The organism is Uliginosibacterium sp. 31-16 (assembly GCF_030730865.1).
Lineage (GTDB): Bacteria > Pseudomonadota > Gammaproteobacteria > Burkholderiales > Rhodocyclaceae > Uliginosibacterium.
In genome coordinates, this window is record NZ_JAVALZ010000001.1 from 120,174 (window position 1) to 143,567 (window position 23,394).

Below are 23,394 nucleotides of genomic sequence, written 5' to 3' on the forward strand. Positions count from 1 at the left end.
GCGAAGGCCGGGATCCAGCACCACGCGCCCACTGGATTCCGGCCTTCGCCGGAATGACGCCCTGAACATGGTTTCCGACCTGAACATGCTCCTCATCGAATCCCTCTGCCCCACCGACACCCCGGCCAGCGAACAACTGATCCTCGATTTCGACGCCCGCACCAAGAGCCGCCTGCGCACCAGGCTCGCTTCCGGCGAAGAGGTCGGCCTGTTCCTGCCACGCGGCACGATCCTGCGCGGCGGCGACAAGCTGCAGGCCAAGGATGGACGCATCGTCGAAGTCGTGTCTGCACCCGAAGCGCTGGTCGAAGCGCGCTGCACCAGCGCCTTCGAGCTCGCCCGCACCGCTTACCACCTGGGCAATCGCCACGTCGCTGTGCAGGTCGGTGAAGGCGCGCTGCGGATCCAGCAGGATCACGTGCTCGAACATATGCTCGAAGGCCTCGGCGCCGAACTGCAGCACATCGTCGCCGCCTTCGAACCCGAAGCCGGCGCCTACGCCCCCGGCCATCATCACGCGGAGCGCGGCGCTACCGAAGCCAAGATTCATGTCATGGGCGGCCATGCCTGATCGCCTGCAGACCCGCATGCAGCGGTCGTCTTCAGGCAGCCATGCCGGACAAGCCCGGTTGACGTGCCTCTTCACGACACCTGCCTGCAGAGGATTGCTGCGAGCGGCTCTTCAGGCAAGGCCTCGCACATGAATCTACAACTCGTCCGCCTGCTGCATCTGGCCAGCCCGGCTTTGCCGGTCGGCGCCTTTTCCTACTCGCAAGGGCTGGAATGGGCGGTCGAATCCGGCACGGTCACGTCTGAAGCGGCTGCTCAGCAATGGATTCGCGACGCCCTGCATTTCGCCTTGGCGCGCTGCGAAGCGCCGGCCCTGATCGGCCTGCTGCGCGCCTGGTCGTCCAACAACGCGGCAGAAGTTGCGCGTCTGAATGCCGAATTCATCGCCACGCGCGAGACCAGCGAACTGCGCGCCGAAACCCTGCAGATGGGCTACTCGCTGGCGCGCCTGTTGCGCGATCTGCCGGACACACCGGAAGCCACCAAAATCACCCTGCTGAGCTTGAGCGAAATCGCCTTCCCCACGCCCTGGGCGGCGGCGGCCGCACACTGGCAGATTGAAGAAGCCGATGCAGCCAGCGCCTACCTGTGGGCCTGGCTGGAGAATCAAGTGATGGCGGCCGTGAAGCTGGTGCCACTGGGCCAGACCGCGGGCCAGCGCATGCTCGTCGCCCTGGCCGTAGATTTGCCAGCGCTGGCCGAAGAAGCGGTGCGCCGTGCGGACAGCGAAGACTGGGAAAACTTCACGCCCGGCATGACGCTGGCGAGCTGCCAGCATGAAACCCAATACACCCGACTTTTCAGATCCTGAGAATAAACATGACCCAATCCCAACCATTAAGAGTCGGCATCGGCGGCCCCGTCGGCTCCGGCAAAACGGCCCTGACGCTCGCCCTGTGCATTGCCCTGCGCGACAAGTACAACATCGCGGTGGTGACCAACGACATCTACACGGCGGAAGACGCGCAGTTCCTGGTGCGCAACGAAGCACTGCCCGCCGAGCGCATTCTTGGCGTGGAAACCGGCGGCTGTCCGCATACGGCGATCCGCGAAGACGCCTCGATCAACCTTGAAGCCATCGATCAGCTCAACCGGCGCTTCCCGGGGCTGGAGATCATTTTCGTGGAGTCGGGCGGCGACAACCTCGCCGCGACTTTTTCACCTGAACTGTCGGATCTCACGCTGTACGTGATCGACGTTTCTGCGGGTGACAAGATTCCGCGCAAGGGCGGGCCGGGCATCATGAAGAGCGACCTGCTGGTGATCAACAAGATCGATCTCGCCCCCATGGTTGGCGCTTCACTGGAAGTCATGGATCGCGACTCGAAGAAGATGCGTGGCGCCAAGCCCTTTGTTTTCAGCAATCAGAAAACCGGTCAGGGCCTGGACGAGATCATCGCCTTCATCGAGACGCAGGGCATGCTGCGCGCGGCCTGAACAACAGGAGCGCTCAGTCCCTGAGCAGGCGACGCCAGTTGCGCAGGCGGGTCTGCTGCCAGCCCTGACGACGGTAGAAATCCAGCGCGGGGAGATTGCCTTCATCCGCCAGCAACTGCAGACGCGAGCAGCCACGCCGGCGCGCCCAGGCTTCGGCGCCTTCCAACAGACGCTGGCCGATGCCGGCGGCGCGCCAGCCTTCGGCCACCACCACATCCTCGATCAGGCCCACCGGGCCGCCTTCGGCTGTCGAAATCAGGCACTGCACCGAACAGAAGCCCACCACTTCAGCCTCCCCCTCCAGCGTTTCCTCGGCCACCCACAGCAGGATGTCTTCGCGCGGCAGCATCAGCTTGAGCGCGGCAATCTGGCGGGCGGGATCGGGACTGAAATCCTGTTCAATGGCGAACAGGCTGGCAAGCAGGGTGGCAATCGCTGGCACATCGGCGAGCTGGGCAGGGCGAAACTTGATACTCATTGATACGGAGGGCATGGGACTACAGGGCGGTCAGGATAAGCGAGAGGCTGCGGGATTGCGAAAACAATCTGTAGCAAGATGTGACGTGCTGCACAGCCGCTTGCAGCAAGCGTCTTCAGGCAGGCATTCCGCTCGGGCAAGCAGGGCTTTGATCTCCGAGCATGCTACCTTGAAAGTCTTGCTGCGCGCGGCTCTTCAGGCGGAATCAGACCCGGACGCCGGCGCACCCTGACCCGGCCTCATTCATCCTCGCTCAGCTCGAATCCTGGCCGGCGCGGGACCGTCAGCGGGTCACAACTGATTGGCCGATAGATCTCGACCCGGTCCCCTGCCCGCAATGGCGCTTCGAGCTTCACGGCCTTGCCGAATACGCCGACACGCTGGGCATTCAGATCGATGTGCGGATACAGGTTGAGGATGCCGCTCTTGTGGATGGCGTCCTGCACGCTGGCGTCATCGGCCACATCGATATTGAGCCAGACCTGGCTGGCCGGCTCGGTATAGGCAACAGCGACTTTCATGCTCTTTCTCCTTGTTACACGCTGCAATGCGCAGCCGCTTCCGGGGCGGCACGGCCACGCTTCGCCAGACGCTGATCCACCCAGCGCTTCACCGCCAGCAGCAACCCCAGCACCAGAAAGCCTCCGGGCGGCAGGATCATCATCAGCACGCCGGCGTAGTTCGGGATCACTTTCATCTCCATGAAGGAGAAGGCCGGCCCGAGCAACAGACTGGCTTGCGCAAACAGCGTGCCGGCGCCGATCAGCTCGCGCACCAGTCCCACCACGGTCAGCGCCAGCGTGAAGCCCAAGCCCATCGCCAGGCCGTCGATGGCCGAAGCCCACACGCCGTTCTTGAACGCGAAGGCTTCGGCCCGGCCGAGGATGGCGCAGTTCACGACAATCAGTGCGATGAACAGGCCTAGAACCTTGTGCAGGCCATGCACCCAGGCGTTCAGCGACATGTCGACCAGCGTCACCAGGGTGGCGATCACCACCACGAAGATCGGGATGCGGACCTGATCGCTGACGAAATTGCGGATCGACGAAATCAGAATGTTCGACACCACTAGCACCGCCGTGGTCGCCAGCCCCATGCCCAGACCATTGGTGCCGGAGGTGGTCACCGCCATGGTCGGGCACATCGCCAGCAACTGGGCGAAGACCACGTTCTGATCCCACAGGCCATCACGAAAGAGTTTTCCGGCGCTCACCGATTCGCAGCTCATGATTTTTCTCCGGCAATTTCAGCTTTATGCGCGGCGTAAAACTCCAGCGCTTCCTTCACGGCCTTGACCACGCCACGCGGCGTGATCGTGGCGCCGGCAAACTGGTCAAATTCGCCACCATCCTTCTTCACGCCCCAGCGCGCAGTGCCCAGTGTCTTGCCTTTGAAGGAGTGAATCCAGTCGGCCTTGGCGACTTCGATCTTGTCCCCCAGGCCCGGTGTTTCGGCGTGCTTGAGCACGCGCACGCCCTGCACCACGCCCTCCGCATCCAGGCCGACCAGCAAGACGATTTCGCCGGCATAGCCACGCCCGCTGTACTGGAACACCGCAGCTGAAAAGGCACCGTTCTTGCGCCCGCGATACACGGTGACCTCCTTGCCTGCGGCGGCAATGCTCACGGTATCGGCAAGCAGATCGTTATCCGCCATGCCTTCCGGCAGGACCTGCACCAGCGATGTCTTCAGGTCATCCTGAGCGGCCTGCGCGATGGCCGGCAGGGTCAGGTGATTGGCGCTCATCAGGGCGGCGCCCGTGAGCACCGTAGCCAGCGCCAGCGAGATGCCGTGATAGCCGATTTTTTCGCGCAGGATGGCGAGCTCCATGTCACTTCCCTCCGGTCTTCAGAACAAGTGGCTGGCCCTTGAGATCGCGGCCATACACACGCGGCTTGACCAGCCGGTCTATCGCCGGGGTCAGTGCATTCATCAGCAGTACCGCGAAAGCCACACCTTCCGGATAGCCTCCGTAAGTACGGATGACCCAGGTGAGGAAGCCGCAGCCGATTCCGAACACGATCTGTCCGGCGCGCGAAGTCGGCGAAGAGACGTAGTCGGTGGCGATGAAAAAGGCGCCGAGCATCGCCGCACCTGAAAGTACATGCGTACCGGCATCCAGATAGCGCGCCGGATTGATGCCATGCGCAATCGCCGCCGGGATCGCCAGCGCGGCCAGCATGGCGAGCGGGATGTGCCAGGTGATCACCCGCATCAGCATCAGCGCCACTCCACCGGCGGCAATCAGCAGCACAGCGGTTTCGCCCATGCTGCCGGGGCGCTCGCCGGAGAAGGAAGTCGGCAAGCCACTGGCGAACACATGCAGCAGATCGACCCCGCGCGACAGCTCGCTCTTGGCGTGACCGAGCAGTGAAGCGCTGGAGATCGCATCCGGAATCGCCCCGCCGCCGAAGGTGACCTGCAGCGCATCCAGCAGCCCCGGCGCGTGCGCACCCGTCATCGGCATCACCCAGGCCGTCATCTGCACAGGGAAGGACACCAGCAAAGCCACCCGCGCGATCATTGCGGGGTTGAAGAGGTTCTGCCCCACCCCACCGAAGATCTGCTTGCCGATGACGGTGGCGAACAGCCCCCCGAGCACACCGATCCACCAGGGCGCCCAGGGCGGCAGCGACATCGCCAGCAACCAGCCGGTCAGCACCGCCGAGCCGTCGCACAGGGTGCTCGTGACCGGCTTGTTCATCAGGCGCAGACAGGTAGCCTCGCCGACCACTGCGGCACCGACGGTCACTACCCACAAGCTCAGTGCCGGCAGACCGAAAAACCAGAAACCGCACAGCGTGGCCGGGGCCAGCGCCAGCATCACCTTGGCCATCACGCTGCTGATGCTGCCCTGCGCCTGTGCGTGCGGCGAGGCAGCGACGGCAGGCAAAACTGATGAGAGGGAGGTATTCATGCGGACGTCTCCTGAGAACCTGTGGCAGCAGCTGTCTGGGCTGCCCGTGCTGCCTTGCGTTTGGCCGCGGCTTCGGCGCGCTCGCGGGCTTCACGCTCCAGCCGCTCGGTGCGGGCTTGCGCCAGCCCCTTGGTGAATTCGTTACGCTTCTTCTGCTGCGCGCGCTTCCAGATTTCGCCCTTGGCATGCGAGAAGCTCTGCACCAGCGGGATGTGCGAGGGGCACACATAGGCGCAGCAACCGCAGGCGAGGCAGTCGTCGATAGCAAGCTTGTCCGCGCCTTCGTAATCGCCGGCATGGATGCGCGCCACCATTTCAAGCGGCACCAGACCCATCGGGCACGCCTTCACGCACGAGCCACAGCGGATACACGGCGAGGGATCTGCCACCGTGATTTCGGCTGCTGTCAGCGCCAGGATGCCGCCACACCCTTTCACCGTCGGCACCTGTGCGTGCGGCAGCGCGGCGCCCATCATCGGCCCGCCCATCACCAGGCGGGCGGGCGTTTCCTTCAGACCGACAAAGGCCAGCAGATCTTCAATCAGGGTCCCGATCGGCACGAACACATTGCCAGGCTGCGCCACCGCGCCGCCATTCACGGTGACGATGCGGCGGTAAAGCGGCTCGCCCGTGCGCACCGCGCGATGGATGGCTGCGCAGGTGCTGACATTGTTGACCAGCACGCCAATGCTGGCGGTGCGCGCACCGGAGGGCACTTCCTTGCCGGTGAGCACCTGCACGAGCTGACGGTCGGAGCCCATCGGGTAGCGCGCCGGCACCGGCCGCACCTTGATCGCGGCGAAAGGCTCGGCAGCCTTGCGCATCGCGACAATGGCTTCGGGCTTGTTGTCCTCGATGCCGACCAGCGCTTCGGCCGCGCCGGTGGCATGCATCAGGATACGCACACCGTCGATCACCTCGCCCGCCCGCTCGCGCATGATGCTGTCGTCACTCGACAGATAGGGCTCGCACTCGCCTCCATTGATCACCAGGGTCTGCACGGCCAGCTTGCGCCCCAGTTGCGCCTTGGGTGCCGACGGGAAGGTAGCCCCGCCGAGGCCGACAATGCCTGCATCCGCGATACGCTGTGAAACCTCGGCCGGCTCCAGACCGAAAGGATCCACAGACTCTGCCGTCGGAAGGCCTTCGTCCTTGCCATCGAGCTCGATCGTGATCGCAGCAAACGGCAGGCCGGACGGATGTGGCGCCGTCACTTCACCAATCGCCGTCACGATGCCGGAACTGGGCGCATGCACCGGTGCGGAAACATTCCCCTGCGCACGGGCGATCAGCTCGCCCCGCAGAACCCGTTCCCCGACCGCGACACAGGGTTTGGCCGGCGCCCCCACATGCTGCAGCAGCGGTACGCACAGCCTCTTCGGCAGGGGCATCACGCGCAGTGGCACATCGGCCGCCGGGCGTTTGTGATCGTCATGCGGATGCACGCCCCAGCGCGCTCCGTTCAAGAGTTCAAGCAGACCCATGCTGTTCTCCTCAGGCGGCCAGAGCCGGTTTGGTCCAGTTCCAGTCGCGCAGCGTCACCGGCAGCGGGCGCAGAACAATCGCACCCGTTGGGCAATCCTCCATGCAGCCCCCACAGCCGGTACACGCTTCGTGCAGCACGCCGTGAATCTGCTTGGCCGCACCGACGATGGCATCCGTTGCACAGTGCTTCATGCACTTGCCACAACCAATGCAGATATCTTCCGCCACCTCGGCCACCATCGGGCCTTTGTCTTCCATGCCTTCGAGCGACAAGGTGATGCCCAGCTTGGCGGCAATGGCCTGGGCCAGTGCGACACCGCCACCGGGGCAGACCGTCGCCGGCACCGTGCCGCCAGCCACCGCTTCGGCCGCCGCGCCACAACCGGCCAGACCACACTGGCCACAGTTGGTGCCAGGCATCATGTCTGCCAGTTCGCTCACCAGACTGTTGCCCTCGACGGCAAACACCCTGGCGGTGTAACCCAGGCCCAAGCCCAGAGTCAGGCCCAGTGCAGTCAAACTCAGAATTGCAGCCAGCATCGCACTCTCCTCAATTGAAATTCAGGCCGGCAAAGCCCATGAAGGCCAGTGACAGGAGCGAGGCCAGTACGAAGGTGACCGGCACACCATCAAAGGTTGCGGGCACCTTGACCAGCGCCAGACGTTCGCGCAAACCGGCGAACATCACCATCACCAGCGTGAAGCCCAGTGATGAGCCGAAGCCATACACCAGACTTTTCACAAAACCATTTCCCTCCTGCACGTTGAGCAGGGCTACGCCGAGTACCGCACAGTTGGTCGTGATCAATGGCAGGTAGATACCCAGCGCGCGGTACAGCGCCGGCACCGACTTCTTCACCACGGCTTCGACGAACTGCACGGTGGCCGCAATCACCACGATGAAGGTCAGGATGCGCAGGTATTCCAGCCCCAGCGGGGCGAGCAGGAAGTGATCAATCACCCAGCCGGCTCCCGCTGACACGGTAATCACGAACGTCGTCGCCAGGCCCATGCCCAGCGCGCTATCAAGATTTTTGGAGACCCCCATGAAGGGGCACAGGCCGAGAAATTTCGCCATCAGCACGTTGTTCACCAGCGCTGTGGTCACCAGCAGGATCAGGTATTCGCTCATGTCGGGTACTACCTCCTGAGCCCTGTTTTGCAGAAAACATGCCAGCTCTCCGAACCGGCACCGAAGCGGTGCGTGCATGCCTTGCACAGCGGCCATTTGCGGGCATCTGCAGGCAGCATGGCTGGCGAGACAGGCTGCGCGCGGCCTGTAGGGGATGCGACAAGCCGACAAGCGGATGCAACAAAGCCCGCACTGGCAGAAAGGTTTGCGCTGGCGCAAAGAATTTGCGGCTCGGCACAGAGACGGCACGGAATCTGCATTGAGCAGACAGAACACACGCCCGAGCCAGCGCCATGCCCAGCAAACCGAAAACACCGAAGCCCAGCAATACAGCGTCTTCAGTCCGCAGCATTCCGGCGGCGCTGTACCGTGCCGCCGTGGAGCAGGCGGACATCGCCATCTCGATCACCGATCCACGCGCCGTGATCGAATACGTGAACCCCGCCTTCACGCGCAAGACCGGCTTCACCCCCGAAGATGCTGTCGGCCTGAACCAGAGCATTCTCTCCAACCGCACCACGCCACCCGAGGTTTACAAGGGTTTGTGGCATCAGATCACGCGCAAGCAGGCGTGGAGCGGGCGCCTGGTAAACAGTCGCAAGGATGGCAGCAAGTATCTGGCCGACCTGACCATCACCCCGGTGCTCGACGATGCCGGTGAGATCTCGCATTTTCTTGGTCTGCACCGCGACGTAACCGAGCTGCATCGCCTCGAATGCGCGGTGCGCAACCAGAAAGCGCTGATCGAATCCGTGGTCGATGGCGCGCCGCTGGTGCTGGCGCTGCTCAGCATGGAAGACCGCGTACTGCTCGATAACCATGCTTACAAGGCCTTGATGGCTGACCTGCGCATGCAGGAGCCAGCCAGCGTGCTGCTGGAAGCGGTGCGCGCCCAGCTCGGCAGCGGCTTCGGCCCCTTCAAGCCCGGCGCTCATGCCTTCCTCGATCAGCAGATCCGCCTTGATCGCCCACACTGGCGCAACCCGCGCTGGTACGCCTGCTCCGGCGTATGGGTGGCGGCCGACAAGGATGGCACCGACGCCTTCTACGACGAACAGGCCGAGGCCTATCTGCTGCTGGTTGCCACGGATGTCACGCGCATGGTCATGGAGCAGGAGAAATCCCGCGTCGCCGCGCTGCACGCCCTGCTCGCCGACGAGAATCGCCAGCAGGCCCTGCGCGAAAGCCTGTCGGCAGCGGTCTACCAACTGGAGGGACCGCTCAACGTCCTCAACTCGGTGGTCACCGTAATGGGCCGGCGCGGCTGCGACCCTGCCCAGGCGGCCCTCGCTGAAGCACTCAAGGCCGGCCAGAGCGCACTTGAAACCCTGCGCGCGGCCGTGCCGGCGCTCGGCAGCGGGGTCGATTCGCCGGTCAATCTGAACGAAGCCGTGCGCGATGTGCTGGATCTCTCGGCGCAGAAATTCCTCGCCACCGGCATCTCGGTGCAATGGGATCCGCAGCTTGTGCTGCCCACCCTGCAAGGCAACCCCAAGCGCCTGCGCACCCTGATCAAGGCTCTGGTCGACAACGCCATCGAAGCGATGAACACCAGGGGCTGGCAGCAGCGCCTGCTGGGCATCCGCACCCATGCCGATGCACAGAGCATTGAAGTCTCGATCACCGACAGCGGCCCCGGCATCTCGCCCGAGCTGCGTCTGAAAGCCTTCGAGCCTTTCTTCAGTACCAAAAAAGGTGGCGAGCACCATCTGGGCACCGGTCTGTCCTCCGCCCAGCAAGTGGCAGTCGATCACGGCGGCAGCATCGAGTTGAGCGAGGGGCCGTCCGGTGGCTGCGTCGCCAAAGTCGTACTGCCGCTCAAACGGCAGGGCATGTAGGCCGGGCTTCAGCCCGACTTGCGCAACCGATATGCAGCACCGAAGCAAAAGGTAAGCATCATGGCCATGGACGCCGAAGGCGCACTGAAACATACGCTGATGGAAACGCTCTACAAGGTGAGCGTCATCCTGTCACGCTCGCTCGATGTAAAACTGGCGCCGCAGGAAGTGCTGCGCGTGCTCGAAGAGTCCGCCGGGCTCACGCGTGGCATGCTCAGCGTCATTGATCCGGAATCAGGAGAGCTGGTCGTCAATGCCGTGCAGGGCATCGAGCCGCAGGAATTCGAGCCGGTACGTTACCAATCCGGCGAAGGCGTACTGGGACTGTTGCTCGAAGAAGGCAAGACCGTGGCCCTGCCGCAAGTCTCCGCCAACCCACACTTCCTGAACCGCCTGGGCATCTACGAACGCCGCCTGCCTTTCATTGCTGCGCCGATCCATGTCGGCGGTGCGCTGCAGGGAGTGCTGGCGGTACAACCCAATCGCCTCGATGACGGCCTGCTGGCAGTGCGCGCGCGTTTTGTCGAGATGGTCGCCAACCTGATCGGTCAGAGCGTCAAGCTCTCGCTCGACGTGGCCGAGGAAAAGAAAATCATTGCCGAGGAGCGCGACACCTTGCGCCGCACGGTGCGCGTGCAGCACGGCTTCGACAACATCGTCGGCCACTCCGCCGGCATGCGGAAGATTTTCGAGCAGGTGCGCATGGTTGCCAAGTGGAACACCACCGTGCTGATCCGCGGCGAAACCGGCACCGGCAAGGAACTCATCGCCAACGCCATCCACTACAACTCGCCGCGCGCGCGTGGCCCCTACGTCCGGCTCAATTGCGCATCACTCCCGGAGAACCTGCTCGAATCCGAGCTTTTCGGCCACGAGAAAGGCGCCTTCACCGGCGCCGTGAATGCTCGCAAGGGGCGCTTCGAGATGGCCGATGGCGGCAGCATCTTCCTCGACGAAATCGGCGAGATCTCCCCCGCCTTCCAGGCCAAGCTGTTGCGAGTCCTGCAGGAAGGCGAGCTGGAGCGCGTCGGCGGCGGGCGCACCCTCAAGGTGGACGTGCGCATCATTGCGGCCACTCATCGTGATCTGGAAGATGCAGTCGACGACGGCAAGTTCCGCGAAGATCTGTACTTCCGCCTTAACGTCATGCCGATCAAGCTACCCGCATTGCGCGAGCGCCTCGAAGACGTGCCCGAAATCGCCCGCCACCTGATGAACCGCATCGGCCAGATGCAGGGCCGCCCGCTGGAGTTGAGCGAGGCCGCCATCACCCGCCTGACCCAGTATCCCTGGCCCGGCAACGTCCGCGAGATGGAAAATTGTCTGGAACGCGCGGCAGTCATGTCCGAGTCCGGTCGTATCGATGTCGACCTGATCCGCATCGACCGTCAGCGCGAAGCCCCCGTCATGTCCGCGACCAGCACCGGTCCGCGCATCGACTTCGACGACCCGAACGTGGACGAGCGCAGCAAGGTCATCGCTGCGCTGGAACAGGCCGGCTGGGTGCAAGCCAAGGCTGCACGCTTGCTCAACATGACCCCGCGGCAGATTGCCTACCGCATCCTCACCCTGGGGATCGAAGTGAAGCAATTCTGAAGACCGAAGACGGAGCCTGAGTAACACAGCCCCCGCAACGTTCACCTCCGCTTGCCCTGAAGCAGGCAAAGCTGGATGACGGGCCCGGCCATTTTCTTCGCCATGAACAAAGGGGGGTTCAGGCACGTGCCGGTCCCCCGCTACCCGCGCCGTTCTCCGGCCCGGAACCGGAACACAGCCGTCTGGCAAGGCTGAACAGATGGGCAGATTTTCAAACCTCAGGCTCAGATGCCGTTAACTGGTCATATCTGTTCATTGAGCAAACATCAGGATGGGCCTGCGCACAAAACTGATCATTGCCCTGTTGCTGGTCTTTGGCGCCCTTGGTTTCGTCATCATCACAACGATCCAGAGTCGCGTCATGAAGAGCTACGACGCGATCGAGTTTCAGGCGGCGCAAGCCGACATGGCTCGCTTGATCGAAGTGCTGGACGACTCCATCCGGCAACTCGATGACTCGCTGCTGGAATGGGCCACGTGGACCGAGCTCTACGACTTCATGCAGTCGGGCGAACCGAAGTTCAGGGCCACCAACATTTCACCGGAGAGCATCCCTCAGGCAAAGTACTCGTGGCTGGGCATCTACGACGTGCAGGGGCGCATGCTCGCCCATATCGGCCGGGATCCTGACAGCCGAAAACCGCTTTCCCTGCCGGAACTGGAAGACTCCAGCACTCCGCTGGCCCTGGCCCTCAAGAACCCGCTGGCAGTTGGCGTCGTTGATTGCGGGCTGATCAGTATCCAGAAGCAGATCTATGCCATGTGCCGGCGAGCCATTTCGGATTCACGCGGGGTTCTGGCGCCGCGTGGCGTGGTCGTGATGCTCAAACTCATCGGCCCCGGCTATGTGAGCCGCGTGGTCAAGCAGACCAAACTTGATTTCCGGCTGAGTGCTCCTGAAAACCTCGATGACCAGGCCTGCCGGCTGTGCACGAGCTTCATCCACTCCGGCATTGGCGACGGTCGCGCCCATGTGCAGCACAGCTCCGATACCTACGAGTTCCGCTGGAATCTGCAGGATGTGCTGGGCAACAACATCAGCACCCTTTCGATGACATGGACTCGCTCGATTTCACAACAAGGGCGCCGCACCATCGACGAATCAGCAATCCTGTTTGCCATCATCGTAGGGTGCGGCGCCCTGCTCATGCTGCTGATCATTGACCGGCTGGTGGTTTTGCGTATCCGGAACCTCGCCGTGAGCCTGCACGACATCTGCAATCTCCGGAACTGGGGGCTGCGCACGAGCGATTCGCGACGCGACGAAATCGGCGAACTCAGCGACCGCACCAACGACTTGCTGAGTGTCATCGAGCAACAGGTCGAAGAACTGGAAGACAATTCCCGCACCGATCCACTGACCGGCCTGTCAAACCGGCGCCACCTCGACGAACAGCTGCCAAAGCTGATGCGCCAGCATCAGCGCAGCACACAACCGCTGAGCCTGATCGTCATCGATGTGGATTGCTTCAAGGACTACAACGACCACTATGGCCACGCGCAGGGCGATGCCGCACTGCGCATCGTTGCCGACTGCCTGCGCCAGAGTGCCCGGCGCAGCGTAGACTTGCCCGTGCGCATTGGCGGCGAGGAATTCGTGGTGGTCCTGCCTGACAGCACGATGCAGAACGCCTGCGTCATCGCCGAGCGATTTCGCGAAACCCTGCACAGCCGTCAGGTTGAACATGCTTTCTCGCAGGCCGGACCTTACCTGTCAGCCAGCCTTGGGGTCAGCACGATGCGCCCGGATGACTCACCGGAAGAGTTCTTCACGCGCGCCGATCTGGCCATGTATCGCGCCAAGGGACTCGGGCGTGACAGGGTCGAAACCGCCTCTGACGACTGAGCCTGAACAGGCTTGCACGCTGTCACAAAACCTTCACTCATCTCATACGCAAGCGTACTGCTCCCGTAACAATTCCTGCGGATGATTGCGCCCTTCGTTCAGCCCCTTCGGGCATAACAACAGGGAGCCATCAAGTCATGCAGGACGCTTTGATTTTCCGCCGCCGCGCGGCCGCCATCGCAGTATTTGCCACCCTGGGGCTCAGCGCCTGTGGCGGTGGTGGCAGTTCGTCTTCCGACAGCACCAGCAGCAATGCCCCGGAAACCATCAGCGTCCCGGCAGAGCCGGCGGGTCTGGGCTACATCGAAACCGCCGATGCCCCCAGTGGCGTGCTCGCCTATGTCGACACTGGCGCCACCAATCAGCGCAACAATCCATGCATGGTCACGCTCGACACCAACGCCGGCGTACGCGTGCTCAAGGGCTTCCTCGACGTCTGGGCCCCCAGCACCACGCTGGTGGATGCGGGTGTAACCCTGGCCGCCGCCAATGGCTGTGCGGCGGTAACCGCCTCGACCTGGTCCGGCGTGCCAAACGACGCCACCGACGGAACGGTCAAGAACAGTGATCTGCACACCGCCAACATCGGCTATGTGAAGACCGTCACGCAGAGTCGCAGCACCGCGCAGGCCCTCGCCGCCTACATGGATGACCGGCGCGCCAAGGGTTACAGCGTCAGCGACGGCATGGGCCCGCTGACCAGCATCTGGCGCAGCGGCACCGGCCAGACGAGTACGATCGCAGCCGTCGATCCGGCCAGCGCTGTCGCTGTCGTCAACGAGGGCGGCAACAACCTCGGCCTGACGACCTCCACCCTCGGCCCGGCCGTCAGCTTCATCGACAGCGGCAACATCACGGACGGCTCCGGCGAACCCGCCAAGCGCTTCTACAAGTACGCCCGCCCCTGGCGCTGGAGCAGCGATGTGCGCGTCGTGCCGGCACTCGAGTCCGCCAAGAGCGCGACACCCGCGACCGATGGCGGTTTCCCCTCCGGCCACACCGCCGAAGCCTGGCGTGACACCCTGCCGATGGCTTACCTGTTCCCGCAGCGCTTCCAGGAACTCATCACCCGCGCCATGGAAATGGGCGAGAACCGCATCCTTTCCGGCATGCACTCGCCGCTGGATGTGATGGGGGGCCGCGTCCAGGCAACCGCCGTGGTGGCCTACAGCCTGAACAAGACCGCGATGGACAAGGCCGCCACCTACAAGCTGGTGCAGGACTATCTGATGGCACAGACCGGCACGAGCGACTTCAACGCGCTCAACACTTACGCCCACACGGTCAAGACCACGGATACCGGCAACGCCAACTACGACCGCTTCGCCGACTACACCAGCAACAAGAGCTTCTTCACCCAGAAACTCACCTACGGTCTGCCGAAGATCGCCGCCAACGACGGCAAGGCGGCCAGCGTGCCCAAGGGTGCCGAAGTCCTGCTCGAAACCCGCCTGCCCTATCTTACCGCCGCCCAGCGCCGCGTGGTGCTGAAGACCACCGAGATCGACTCCGGTTACCCGCTCGCCAATGACGAGGAAGGCTGGGGCCGCCTCAACCTGTTCGCCGCGGCTGACGGTTATGGCGCCTTCAACGGCGACGTGGCGGTAAGCATGGACGCCAGCCTCGGCGGCTTCAATGCCCGCGACAGCTGGAAGAATGACATTGCCGGCGCTGGCAAGCTCACCAAGCTGGGCACCGGCAGCCTGCGTCTGAGCGGAGCCAACACCTATACCGGTGGCACGGTGATCGCGGCCGGGACCCTGGCCGCAGATGCGGCCAGCGCCTTCGGCAAGGGTGATGTGTTCGTGAAAGGCGGCGCTCTGGAATGCGCAGCGCCGGCTGCTCTCGCCATCGGTGGCGCCTACACCCAGACGGCGGGCAACCTGAATCTGGTCATGCGCGGCGCCAGCAAAGGCGTGCTCGCCATCAACGGCACAGCCACGCTGGCAGGCGGCACGCTGTCGGTCAGTTTCTCGGGTTACACCCCGGCGGTGGGCGACACGCTGACCGTGCTGACCGCTGGCAAGCGCAACGGCAGCTTCAGCAGCGTGACGGTCGCCGGCTTCAGCAAGGTCACGCCGATCTACACGGCCACCGGCGTACAGCTACGACTGGACGCAATCTGAGCGGATCGCCCGTCAAGCGGCATGCAGTCTGCCTGTGCAGGCAGCATGCCGCGAGACCCGCGTCCATGGTGGCTGTGCGAGCACGCTGCCCGCACAGCTCCGCCAGAAGCGGGTCTTCAGCCTTCCGTCATCTCACCCTGCCGAGCTGGAAGCGCGCAACGCTGGCTCTGAGCGTGCCGGACAATTCGTTCATGTCCGCAGAAGCGCCCGACATCGCACTGGCCGCCGCCGTATTTTCGTCAACCATCTGCACGACCGTTTCAACACGCACGGCAATATCCCGACTGGCTGCAGATTGCTCTCGCAGCGCCGAAGAAACTTCGTCAATCACCCCCATCACAGCCTGCGCTTCGGCATCGATTTCGCTCACCGTTTCGCCGGCGCGATGGGCCATCGCCAGCCCGTCCTGCACCGAGGCAACTGCACCTTTCAGGCGGTCCATCATGGCCTGCGTGCCATTCTGGATGGAGCCCACCATGGCACTGATCTCGCTGGTCGAGTTCGTCGTCTTTTCCGCAAGCTTGCGCACCTCGTCAGCCACCACCGCAAAGCCGCGCCCCTGCTCGCCGGCGCGGGCCGCTTCAATAGCGGCATTCAGGGCCAGCAGATTCGTCTGATCGGCGACTTCCTTGATCACCAGCACGATCGAAGAAATCCGCTCGGACTCCCTCCCGAGATCCTGCGCTTTCTCGGCGCTTTCGCGCATGGTCTGCGCGGCAGAATCGATCTGGGTAATCATTTCCTGAATGGCGCGCGAGCCCGAATTGGCCTTGTTGCTGGCCAGCGTCGAGGCCTGCCGTGCGGTCTGTGAAATCTCGGAAATATGATCCACGCTGGTAGACATTTCCTCCAGCGCTGCGGCCATTGCGGAAGCCGACTCGGACTGGCTTTCGATACTGTTCAGGACCGTCCGGGAACTGCCCGCCAGCTGCGTTGCCGCCACCCCGACCCGCCCCGCGCCATCGCTGACTTCGGCCAACGCCTGATTGAGCGAGTCCGTCATCCGGCCGAAAGCCGTTTGCAGCTGGCCGATTTCATCGCGTGAAGTCACCGTCACGTGCCGGCTGAAATCGCCATGCGCCAGGCAGGCTGCGTATTCCACCAGCTCGCTGACGGGCCCGGTAATCGAGCGTGTCACCAGCCAGGCGCAGCCCAGCCCGGCCAAGGTCGAAATCACGAACGCCACGACCAGCGTCACCAGAATGGCGCGGGCGTCAGCCTGTAACTGCGCCATTTCTTCGCGGGAGCTCTGCTGCACCGACTTGATGAGCTTGTCCGCCGCCCCCTGCAAAGCCGCCGCATGCACCCCGCCCTTGCCCACCGATGCGATGGCGGCAGGCTGGTCTCCGGCGATGGCAAGGCGCGTGGTTTCATCCGTCGCGGTTCTGAGAATTTCAGCCGCTTTTGCAATCACCGTGGCCTGCTCTTTCGTCTCCACCACCGAAACGCTCAGAAACGGCTCAACCCCCTTCTGGACCGACTCGATCGCGGCGAGCAGCTTGGGCGCCACATTCGCAACACCGGCGGCATCCTTCTGCAACAGCAGATCACGCGCGGTAATCCGGAAGGCCATCACCTCGCGCAGTAGTGCCGCCGCCGCCTCCGTGCGATCAATGCCTTCCCGCTCAACCCGCTGCGCCCGCTCCCGGATGTCCAGCGCCTCGAATCCGACCAAGGCCGTCGCACAGCCAAACAATACCAATACGGCGGCAAACGCCAGCAACAGCCGTTTCCCGATGGCAAGATCCCTCATGGCATACCTTTCATTTGAATTTTGATTACAACCCGACAAAAACCCACGGCGTTCACTCCCCTTTGCGAACACCGGACAAAATGGCGCGCAAATCCTCCGTCTCGCCCCTCCTCGCCGACATGCAGTTATCGAGACAACGACGGACCGGCCTGTTCCCTGAAGCACCCAGGAAAACAATGCCCTTCTGGGCATGAGACATGCCGGCGCACCGTCTGCCCGGCGGAGAGGCTTGCCGGCACACCACACCTTGTCACCAGGGCTTGTCCGGAAACCGGGGAATTCCGGGCAGGCTGAAAACCCGCAGCCCGCCTGACTCTCCAGCCACCTTGCCCGCACAGGCCCGCCAGAAGCGGGTCTTCAGCACACGCTGTTTTTCGCCCGCTCTTTGCTCCTGCGGCCCCCCGTGCGGCCGGCTGACGCGCTATCCTTGCGCCCCGTTCTGCGCCGATGCACCGCACCACCATGTCCCAGTTCCAGATCGACCCTGCCACCTACGAAACCCAGCTGGCCGAGAAACTCGCCCGCTTCACGAGCGATTTCGCCGCCCATGCCTTGCCCGAGCCGGCCGTATTCCGCTCGGCAGCGCTGCATTACCGGCAGCGCGCGGAATTCCGCATCTGGCACGCCGGCGCGGATCTGCACTATGCGATGTTCGATCCGGCGGCACCGAAAACGCCGGTGCTGATGGACGCATTCCCGGCCGCCGCGGAGTCGATCTGCACCCTGATGCCGCGCTTGAAAGACGCACTGCAGGTCAGCGAGGAACTGCGCCGCAAGCTCTTCCAGGTCAATTTCCTGGCGACCCGCAGCGGCCAGATGCTGGTCACCCTGATCTATCACCGCAAGCTGGAAGACGCTTGGGAAGCAGCCGCCCGCGAGCTGGCAGCAGCGTTCGGCATCAAGCTGATCGGGCGCAGCCTGAAGCAGAAAATCGTGCTCGACACCGACTGGCTGCTGGAGGAACTGGAAGTGGGCACACGGCGCCTGCGATACCAGCAGATCGAGGGCTCTTTCACCCAGCCCAATGCAGGCGTGAACCAGCAGATGCTGGGCTGGGCCTGCATGCAGGCAGAAAACCTGGGTGGCGACCTGCTGGAGCTGTACTGTGGCAACGGCAATTTCACGGTAGCGCTGGCTCCGCACTTCGGCCGCGTGCTGGCCACCGAGATGAGCAAGCCCTCCGTCAAGGCGGCGCATTACAACCTGGAGGCCAACGGGATTGGCAATGTCGCCATGGTGCGCATGGCCAGCGACGAGATCAGCGATGCGCTGGCGCGGGTACGGCCCTTCACGCGCCTGAAGGATATCGATCTGGACAGCTACCGCTTCAGCACGCTGTTCGTCGACCCGCCACGCAGCGGGCTGGACGCGCCAACCATTGAGCTGGCGCGCGGCTTCGAGCGCATCCTGTACATCAGCTGCAACCCGCAGACCCTGCGCGAAAACGTGGCGGCACTGGCCGATACGCATGTCATCTCGGCCTCTGCCGTATTCGACCAGTTCCCCTACACCCATCACCTGGAATGCGGCCTGCTGCTTACGCGCAAACCTGCGGCAGCCTGACTCGGGCCCGGACGCTCAGACCAGCACCTGCCGGGTTTCGGCAAGGAAGCGATGAATCTGCGCTTCGACGCCTGCGTCGATCATCGTCCCGGGGCGCCGGCCCTGCGGACATGGCATGCGCGGCGTGGTGCCGAACAGGCGGCAGATCAGCGGCCGCTCCTGATACACCGTGCAGCCTTGCGGGCCGAGATGCGGACAGTTCAGGGCCGCCAGGGCGGCCTCATGCACGGCAGCGCTGAGGCGTGGCAGACGTGCCATTTCTTCGCTCGACGTAGTGACCGGGCCACAACAGTCATGACAACCCGGCACGCATTCAAAGGCGGGAATGCGTTCGCGGAAGAAGCGGATTTTCTGGCTGTTGCGGGTCACGGCCGGCTCGGTGAAAACGAATGGCGCCACCATACTGATCCCGCAACAGCAGCACAAGCTTCACCGCAAACTCGCCGCTCTGCTGCCTGAAGACCCGCACCCCGCGGCCCTCTCCGGCCTGCCCCTGTAAACACCCACAGCGGCGTGCAGGCTGGACTAAACTCGTGGTTCACCGCCCCGGCGGGATGCGCCCACGAGAGGAAACCCCATGAAAACAATCAAGGTTCTGGCCATCTGCGGCAGTCTGCGCCGCGCTTCACGCAATCTCAAATTGCTGCAATACGCTCAGGCCCATGCGCCAGAGGGCATGAGCATCGACATCGCCGATCTATCGGCCGTGCCGTTCTACAACATGGATCTCGCCGACAAGCCCGCCGCCGTGCAGACGCTGATCGCTCAGATCACGGCGGCCGATGCCCTGCTCTTCGGCTGCGCGGAATACAACTACTCGATCGCTCCGCCGCTGAAGAACGCGCTGGACTGGGCTTCGCGCGAGCCGGAAAACCGTGCGCTGGCCGGCAAACCGGTGGCCCTGATGGGTGCGGGTGGCGGCATGGGCACTTCGCGCGCGCAATACCATCTGCGCCAGGTCTGCGTGTTTCTCGACCTGCATGTGCTGAACAAGCCGGAAGTCTTCGCCAATGCCTTCAGTCCCAGCTTTGATGCCGACGGCAATCTGACGGACCCGGCACTGCAGGGTCTGATCGTTGCCCAGCTCGGCGCCTTGCAGGCTCTGGCTCAAAAACTCGGCGCACGGTGAGGTCTGCATGATCACGGTTTACCCCGCAGAGAAGATGGGGCGTTCGGATCTGGGCTGGCTGCAAAGCTGGTTCCATTTTTCGTTCGCCGATTACGAGAATCCGGCACGCGTGCATTTCGGCGCGCTGCGGGTGATCAATGACGATCTGGTCAAGGCCGGCACCGGTTTTGACACGCACGGCCACCGCGACATGGAGATCATCTCCTACGTGGTAGACGGCGGCCTGACCCACGCCGACAGCATGGGCAACCAGCGCACGCTGACGCGCGGCCAGGTGCAGTACATGAGTGCCGGCACCGGCGTGCGTCACAGCGAGCACAACCGTGGCAGCGAGACCACTCGCCTGCTGCAGGTGTGGATTTTCCCGGACCGCAAGGGCTACGCCCCGCGCTACGGAGACCATGCCTTCGACTGGCGCGCACGCGAAAACCAGTGGCTGCATCTGGTTTCGCCCGATGGCGGGCCGGCACCGGTGCAGATCCATCAGGACGCGAACTTCCACGCCACCGCGCTGTCTGCCGGGGGCGAGACGCGCTTTGAAGTTGGCGCCGGCCGCCAGGCTTATCTGGTACTGATCGAAGGCGACGCCCGCATCAACGGCGAAACGCTGCAGGCCCGCGACGGGCTGGAATCGGTGGAAACCACGCTGGAGATCCTCACCGACACGGGCGCGCACATGCTGGTGATCGAGATGGCGGCAGGCCCGGTCGATTGACACGCACACGCTGGAGTTTCGCGCTCAAAAGCGTGATTTTTCTGGCGATCCGATGCAGATCGCATCAGCAGGACAACCCCGCCGGCTACGTCCGGCGGTATTCTTGCGTCCGCACGTCCGCCATACCGGCCAGACCACTCTCTCTGCCACAATGAAACCTTTCCTGACGCTCGCTTTCACCACTGTTCTGGCGGTTTTCTCCGCTCCGTCGCTGGCCATCTACAAATGTACGGACAGCGCCGGCAAGCCCACTTTCTCGGATATCCCCTGCCCTGCCAACACCTCGGCCACGACTGTGCGCGGCGCCGATTACGTAGAGCAAGACGAGCAGGCGCGCGCCCGCCAGCGCCTGAGACGAACAACACAGGAAGCGCAGGATCTGGACTATCAGCGCGCCCGGAAACAAACCGGCGGCGCGGTCGGCGCGCAGCCCGACCCCAAGGATCAGCGTTGCGCGGAAATCCGCCGCGGCAAGGCAGACGCCGAGCGGCAGATGGGCCAGAGCAGCAATCGTGAATACCGGGCCAGCGCGGCAGCCAGAGTCAAGCAGTGGGAAGACCGGGAGTTCTCCGAGTGCTATGGCAGCGCCAACGGCAATCGCTGAACACCGCCAGGCACCATCGCGCAGAGCCGCCACTGACAAGCCTTTCAAGGCGACCATCCCCAAGACTGGCCGTTTTCGCCAGTTTCCAGCCAGCCTGCCCGGAGAGGCCCGCCCCATGCGGCTCAGCGAACGGGCTCAGAAATCCACCGTTGGCCCGATATGCCCGGGCCGCACGAATCGCCAGCGCCCCACGACACATCCCATGAGGATGGCGATCAGCCCGGCCAGCGCGACCATCAGCAGCGGAAACGCCCAGGCCCCGGCATAGGCGCCGAACATGCTGGCCTTGATGGCACGCACCGCCCAGGTCAGCGGCAGCCAGGGGCTGATGTGCATGAACAGGCCGCCACTGAGTTCGACCGGCAAGATCCCGCCCGAGGAGGTGAGCTGCACGGCCAGCAGGATCATCGCCAGCCCCTTGCCGGCATCGCCGAAGGCACGGGTCAGGGCAAACACGATGAGCAGGAAGGTCAGCGCCGAAACACCCAGAGTGAGAGCAAAAGCGCCGGGGCTGACGATATGGATCTTCAGGATGTAATGCACCATCGCCAGCAGGAACAGGGTTTGCAGCAAGACCACTCCCGCCGGCAGGCACACCTTGCCCAGCAGCTGCGCCGGGCGCGAAAAATACAGCGCGTGCCGCGGCAGGACGCGCACATGCAGCAGGAAAACCGCCACCCCGGCGCCCAGCCACAAGGCGCCGGGAAGCACGTTGGGCGCGAAGCCGCTGCCACTGTTGCCCACCACCGCATCGGTTTCCACCAGCGGCTGCACTGAATTCGCCAGCCCCTGCGGGCTGCCGTCGAGTTTGGGCAGCGCCGCCGGCAGGGACGCGGCCAGCTGCTCGATACCCTGCGCAATGCGCTGACTGCCCCGGGCGAGTTGCCGTGTGGCCCCGGACACTTCATTGCTGCCACTGGCCAGCCCGCCAGCACCTGCCGCCAGCTCATCAAGCAGACGCTCCTCGGGAATCGCCCCGGCCGCCGTCTGGATGCCATTGCCCATGACAAGCATGCCACCGGTGAGCGAATCCACTCCGGAACTCAACAGACTGGCGCCTTCAGCCAGTTTTTGCTGGGCATCCCAGGCGGATGTCAGCCCGGTGTCGATGCGTGACATGCCGTCGGCAAGCTGCTCGACGCCGTCGACAGCCGTCGCCGGGATGAACAGGCTATCGCGTGCCTCATCCCGCAACAGGCTGAGCCCGGCAAACAAACGGCGCGAGCCATTCTGCAGTTCGGCCATGCCCCGCACCATTTCGCCATGCCGCAGCGCCAGGGTCTCGGCGCCGGTTTTCAGGCGCACCAGTTCGGTACTGGGTGGCAGGCTTGCATCCATGGCTTTCAGGCCGGCACCAAGCTGTTTGACCCCAGCGGTGAGCTGCCCGACGCCACTGCTGAGGTGCGCACTGCCACTGGCCACGGCCTTGGCCCCGGCAGCCGTCTGTTCAGCACCGCGGCTCAGTTGGCGGGCACCGTGCTGCAACTGGCCGACGCCGTCGCGCAAGCGCTCCACGCTACGCTGCGCATCGGCCGCATTGCCCAAGGCCAGCGCCCAGCGGCGCTCATTGAGATTCTGATTGACCTGCTGCCCCAAGGTTTCCGCAAAGTGACGCGAGATGGCCGCGCCCTCGAAACTGTTGCCCTCGGACGCAAAGACCACCGGCTTGCCGCCGCCCACCTGATTTCCCGGAATGGCATGAGCGCTGAAGTCGCGCGGAATGATCAGGGCAAACGCCAACGTGCCCTGGCGAACGGCCTGGCGCACCTCCTGCTCATCAGCGTAATCGCGGAAGCCGAACCGGCTGCTGGTCTTGAGTGTGGCCACCACCTCCTGGCCGACATTGAACTCCTGCCCGCGATAACTGAAGCCCTGATCCAGATTGACCAGGCCCACCGCCAGCGCGCCGGTATGCGCCGCCGGGTCCCACAGGCTCGACAGATAGATCAGTGCATACAGGGCCGGAACCAGCGTCACCACCGCCGCAGCCAGCAGCAGTTTGGGATGGCGCGCAAAGAATTGCGCCTCAATCCGGGCGATCGTCAGTACTTGCAGAAACAGTTTCATGGGATAAACCGGTACGTTCATCGGCATTGACTCCACACTCTTCGGCGGCAATGACAGCAGCTTGAGAAGGCGGGTCTGAACAGATTGAACGGCCGTCTGCCGGTTTCGGGTGAATGGACGCTCAAACCTTTGATGCCA

General features: G+C 63.8%; 22 protein-coding genes. 11 read left to right on the forward strand and 11 right to left on the reverse strand.

The window, feature by feature from the left end; translation table 11 throughout:
- The first annotated feature begins 67 nt into the window (after positions 1-67).
- From ureE to ureG, 3 genes are all read left to right on the forward strand, one after another.
- Positions 68-571 (forward strand): urease accessory protein UreE, encoded by a 504-nt coding sequence (gene ureE, locus Q9Q94_RS00560; RefSeq protein WP_305978070.1) that lies wholly within the window; start codon positions 68-70, stop codon positions 569-571.
- A gap of 129 nt (positions 572-700) precedes the next feature.
- Complete coding sequence (locus Q9Q94_RS00565; protein ID WP_305978071.1) at positions 701-1,381, forward strand: urease accessory protein UreF; 681 nt, start codon at positions 701-703, stop codon at positions 1,379-1,381.
- An 8-nt stretch (positions 1,382-1,389) separates the two neighbouring features.
- Entirely contained in the window at positions 1,390-2,007 is a 618-nt protein-coding gene (gene ureG / locus Q9Q94_RS00570; protein ID WP_305978072.1) for an urease accessory protein UreG, read from the forward strand.
- Positions 2,008-2,020: 13 nt separating this feature from the next.
- Here ureG and Q9Q94_RS00575 read toward each other — a convergent pair whose 3' ends face one another.
- The 8 genes from Q9Q94_RS00575 to rsxA form a co-directional block, all read right to left on the reverse strand.
- Positions 2,021-2,485 (reverse strand): GNAT family N-acetyltransferase, encoded by a 465-nt coding sequence (locus tag Q9Q94_RS00575; RefSeq protein WP_305978073.1) that lies wholly within the window; start codon positions 2,483-2,485, stop codon positions 2,021-2,023.
- A 239-nt stretch (positions 2,486-2,724) separates the two neighbouring features.
- Positions 2,725-3,006 carry an RnfH family protein gene (locus tag Q9Q94_RS00580; protein ID WP_305978074.1) on the reverse strand — a complete coding sequence of 94 codons (282 nt, stop codon included), beginning with the start codon at positions 3,004-3,006 and terminating at the stop codon, positions 2,725-2,727.
- A 14-nt stretch (positions 3,007-3,020) separates the two neighbouring features.
- Positions 3,021-3,713 (reverse strand): electron transport complex subunit E, encoded by a 693-nt coding sequence (locus tag Q9Q94_RS00585; protein WP_305978075.1) that lies wholly within the window; start codon positions 3,711-3,713, stop codon positions 3,021-3,023.
- Positions 3,710-4,315: an electron transport complex subunit RsxG gene (rsxG, locus tag Q9Q94_RS00590; protein WP_305978076.1), complete on the reverse strand. Its 606-nt coding sequence runs from the start codon at positions 4,313-4,315 to the stop codon at positions 3,710-3,712. Before rsxG ends, Q9Q94_RS00585 begins: the two co-directional genes overlap by 4 nt.
- Before the next feature lies 1 nt (position 4,316).
- Positions 4,317-5,402 (reverse strand): RnfABCDGE type electron transport complex subunit D, encoded by a 1,086-nt coding sequence (locus tag Q9Q94_RS00595; RefSeq protein WP_305978077.1) that lies wholly within the window; start codon positions 5,400-5,402, stop codon positions 4,317-4,319.
- Positions 5,399-6,886: an electron transport complex subunit RsxC gene (gene rsxC / locus Q9Q94_RS00600; RefSeq protein WP_305978078.1), complete on the reverse strand. Its 1,488-nt coding sequence runs from the start codon at positions 6,884-6,886 to the stop codon at positions 5,399-5,401. Before rsxC ends, Q9Q94_RS00595 begins: the two co-directional genes overlap by 4 nt.
- A 10-nt stretch (positions 6,887-6,896) precedes the next feature.
- A complete protein-coding gene (locus Q9Q94_RS00605; RefSeq protein ID WP_305978079.1) occupies positions 6,897-7,427 on the reverse strand; it encodes an RnfABCDGE type electron transport complex subunit B in 531 nt (176 codons plus the stop codon).
- A gap of 10 nt (positions 7,428-7,437) precedes the next feature.
- The gene (gene rsxA / locus Q9Q94_RS00610) at positions 7,438-8,019 is read right to left on the reverse strand and encodes an electron transport complex subunit RsxA (RefSeq protein ID WP_305978080.1); all 582 of its coding nucleotides are present in this window, start codon (positions 8,017-8,019) and stop codon (positions 7,438-7,440) included.
- Positions 8,020-8,312: 293 nt separating this feature from the next.
- On the opposite strand from rsxA, the gene nifL reads away from it, so the two are divergent.
- The 4 genes from nifL to Q9Q94_RS00630 all read left to right on the forward strand — a co-directional run bounded on the left by nifL (position 8,313) and on the right by Q9Q94_RS00630 (position 15,425).
- Positions 8,313-9,857 carry a nitrogen fixation negative regulator NifL gene (gene nifL / locus Q9Q94_RS00615; RefSeq protein ID WP_305978081.1) on the forward strand — a complete coding sequence of 515 codons (1,545 nt, stop codon included), beginning with the start codon at positions 8,313-8,315 and terminating at the stop codon, positions 9,855-9,857.
- 60 nt (positions 9,858-9,917) lie between these two features.
- Complete coding sequence (gene nifA, locus Q9Q94_RS00620) at positions 9,918-11,453, forward strand: nif-specific transcriptional activator NifA (RefSeq protein ID WP_305978082.1); 1,536 nt, start codon at positions 9,918-9,920, stop codon at positions 11,451-11,453.
- A 271-nt stretch (positions 11,454-11,724) separates the two neighbouring features.
- Complete coding sequence (locus Q9Q94_RS00625) at positions 11,725-13,299, forward strand: diguanylate cyclase (RefSeq protein WP_305978083.1); 1,575 nt, start codon at positions 11,725-11,727, stop codon at positions 13,297-13,299.
- 137 nt (positions 13,300-13,436) lie between these two features.
- Positions 13,437-15,425, forward strand: coding sequence for a phosphatase PAP2 family protein (locus Q9Q94_RS00630; protein WP_305978084.1), 1,989 nt, complete (start codon positions 13,437-13,439; stop codon positions 15,423-15,425).
- A gap of 127 nt (positions 15,426-15,552) precedes the next feature.
- Here the strand turns inward: Q9Q94_RS00630 and Q9Q94_RS00635 are convergent, their stop codons facing one another.
- The gene (locus Q9Q94_RS00635; RefSeq protein ID WP_305978085.1) at positions 15,553-17,178 is read right to left on the reverse strand and encodes a methyl-accepting chemotaxis protein; all 1,626 of its coding nucleotides are present in this window, start codon (positions 17,176-17,178) and stop codon (positions 15,553-15,555) included.
- A gap of 462 nt (positions 17,179-17,640) precedes the next feature.
- On the opposite strand from Q9Q94_RS00635, the gene trmA reads away from it, so the two are divergent.
- The gene (trmA, locus tag Q9Q94_RS00640; RefSeq protein WP_305978086.1) at positions 17,641-18,741 is read left to right on the forward strand and encodes a tRNA (uridine(54)-C5)-methyltransferase TrmA; all 1,101 of its coding nucleotides are present in this window, start codon (positions 17,641-17,643) and stop codon (positions 18,739-18,741) included.
- Positions 18,742-18,756: 15 nt separating this feature from the next.
- On the opposite strand, the gene Q9Q94_RS00645 is transcribed toward trmA, so the two are convergent.
- A complete protein-coding gene (locus Q9Q94_RS00645; protein WP_371929825.1) occupies positions 18,757-19,110 on the reverse strand; it encodes a YkgJ family cysteine cluster protein in 354 nt (117 codons plus the stop codon).
- Positions 19,111-19,318: 208 nt separating this feature from the next.
- On the opposite strand from Q9Q94_RS00645, the gene Q9Q94_RS00650 reads away from it, so the two are divergent.
- From Q9Q94_RS00650 to Q9Q94_RS00660, 3 genes are all read left to right on the forward strand, one after another.
- Positions 19,319-19,870 carry an NADPH-dependent FMN reductase gene (locus Q9Q94_RS00650; protein WP_305978088.1) on the forward strand — a complete coding sequence of 184 codons (552 nt, stop codon included), beginning with the start codon at positions 19,319-19,321 and terminating at the stop codon, positions 19,868-19,870.
- A gap of 7 nt (positions 19,871-19,877) precedes the next feature.
- Positions 19,878-20,585, forward strand: coding sequence for a pirin family protein (locus Q9Q94_RS00655; protein WP_305978089.1), 708 nt, complete (start codon positions 19,878-19,880; stop codon positions 20,583-20,585).
- 103 nt (positions 20,586-20,688) lie between these two features.
- The gene (locus tag Q9Q94_RS00660; protein WP_305978090.1) at positions 20,689-21,189 is read left to right on the forward strand and encodes a DUF4124 domain-containing protein; all 501 of its coding nucleotides are present in this window, start codon (positions 20,689-20,691) and stop codon (positions 21,187-21,189) included.
- Between the two features lie 135 nt (positions 21,190-21,324).
- On the opposite strand, the gene Q9Q94_RS00665 is transcribed toward Q9Q94_RS00660, so the two are convergent.
- Positions 21,325-23,256, reverse strand: a complete 1,932-nt coding sequence (locus Q9Q94_RS00665) for a YhgE/Pip domain-containing protein (RefSeq protein WP_305978091.1) — start codon at positions 23,254-23,256, stop codon at positions 21,325-21,327.
- Between the last annotated feature and the right edge of the window lie 138 nt (positions 23,257-23,394).

Coding starts and splice junctions, on each gene's coding strand:
- nifA (WP_305978082.1), top strand. CDS start 9,918: ATGGCCATGGACGCCGAAGGCGCACTGAAACATACGCTGATGGAAACG.
- Q9Q94_RS00630 (WP_305978084.1), top strand. CDS start 13,437: ATGCAGGACGCTTTGATTTTCCGCCGCCGCGCGGCCGCCATCGCAGTA.
- Q9Q94_RS00650 (WP_305978088.1), top strand. CDS start 19,319: ATGAAAACAATCAAGGTTCTGGCCATCTGCGGCAGTCTGCGCCGCGCT.
- ureG (WP_305978072.1), top strand. CDS start 1,390: ATGACCCAATCCCAACCATTAAGAGTCGGCATCGGCGGCCCCGTCGGC.
- Q9Q94_RS00665 (WP_305978091.1), bottom strand. CDS start 23,256: ATGAAACTGTTTCTGCAAGTACTGACGATCGCCCGGATTGAGGCGCAA.
- Q9Q94_RS00655 (WP_305978089.1), top strand. CDS start 19,878: ATGATCACGGTTTACCCCGCAGAGAAGATGGGGCGTTCGGATCTGGGC.
- rsxC (WP_305978078.1), bottom strand. CDS start 6,886: ATGGGTCTGCTTGAACTCTTGAACGGAGCGCGCTGGGGCGTGCATCCG.
- rsxA (WP_305978080.1), bottom strand. CDS start 8,019: ATGAGCGAATACCTGATCCTGCTGGTGACCACAGCGCTGGTGAACAAC.
- trmA (WP_305978086.1), top strand. CDS start 17,641: ATGTCCCAGTTCCAGATCGACCCTGCCACCTACGAAACCCAGCTGGCC.
- Q9Q94_RS00625 (WP_305978083.1), top strand. CDS start 11,725: ATGGGCCTGCGCACAAAACTGATCATTGCCCTGTTGCTGGTCTTTGGC.
- Q9Q94_RS00565 (WP_305978071.1), top strand. CDS start 701: ATGAATCTACAACTCGTCCGCCTGCTGCATCTGGCCAGCCCGGCTTTG.
- Q9Q94_RS00595 (WP_305978077.1), bottom strand. CDS start 5,402: ATGAATACCTCCCTCTCATCAGTTTTGCCTGCCGTCGCTGCCTCGCCG.
- ureE (WP_305978070.1), top strand. CDS start 68: ATGGTTTCCGACCTGAACATGCTCCTCATCGAATCCCTCTGCCCCACC.
- Q9Q94_RS00605 (WP_305978079.1), bottom strand. CDS start 7,427: ATGCTGGCTGCAATTCTGAGTTTGACTGCACTGGGCCTGACTCTGGGC.
- rsxG (WP_305978076.1), bottom strand. CDS start 4,315: ATGGAGCTCGCCATCCTGCGCGAAAAAATCGGCTATCACGGCATCTCG.
- Q9Q94_RS00580 (WP_305978074.1), bottom strand. CDS start 3,006: ATGAAAGTCGCTGTTGCCTATACCGAGCCGGCCAGCCAGGTCTGGCTC.
- Q9Q94_RS00575 (WP_305978073.1), bottom strand. CDS start 2,485: ATGAGTATCAAGTTTCGCCCTGCCCAGCTCGCCGATGTGCCAGCGATT.
- Q9Q94_RS00635 (WP_305978085.1), bottom strand. CDS start 17,178: ATGAGGGATCTTGCCATCGGGAAACGGCTGTTGCTGGCGTTTGCCGCC.
- nifL (WP_305978081.1), top strand. CDS start 8,313: ATGCCCAGCAAACCGAAAACACCGAAGCCCAGCAATACAGCGTCTTCA.
- Q9Q94_RS00585 (WP_305978075.1), bottom strand. CDS start 3,713: ATGAGCTGCGAATCGGTGAGCGCCGGAAAACTCTTTCGTGATGGCCTG.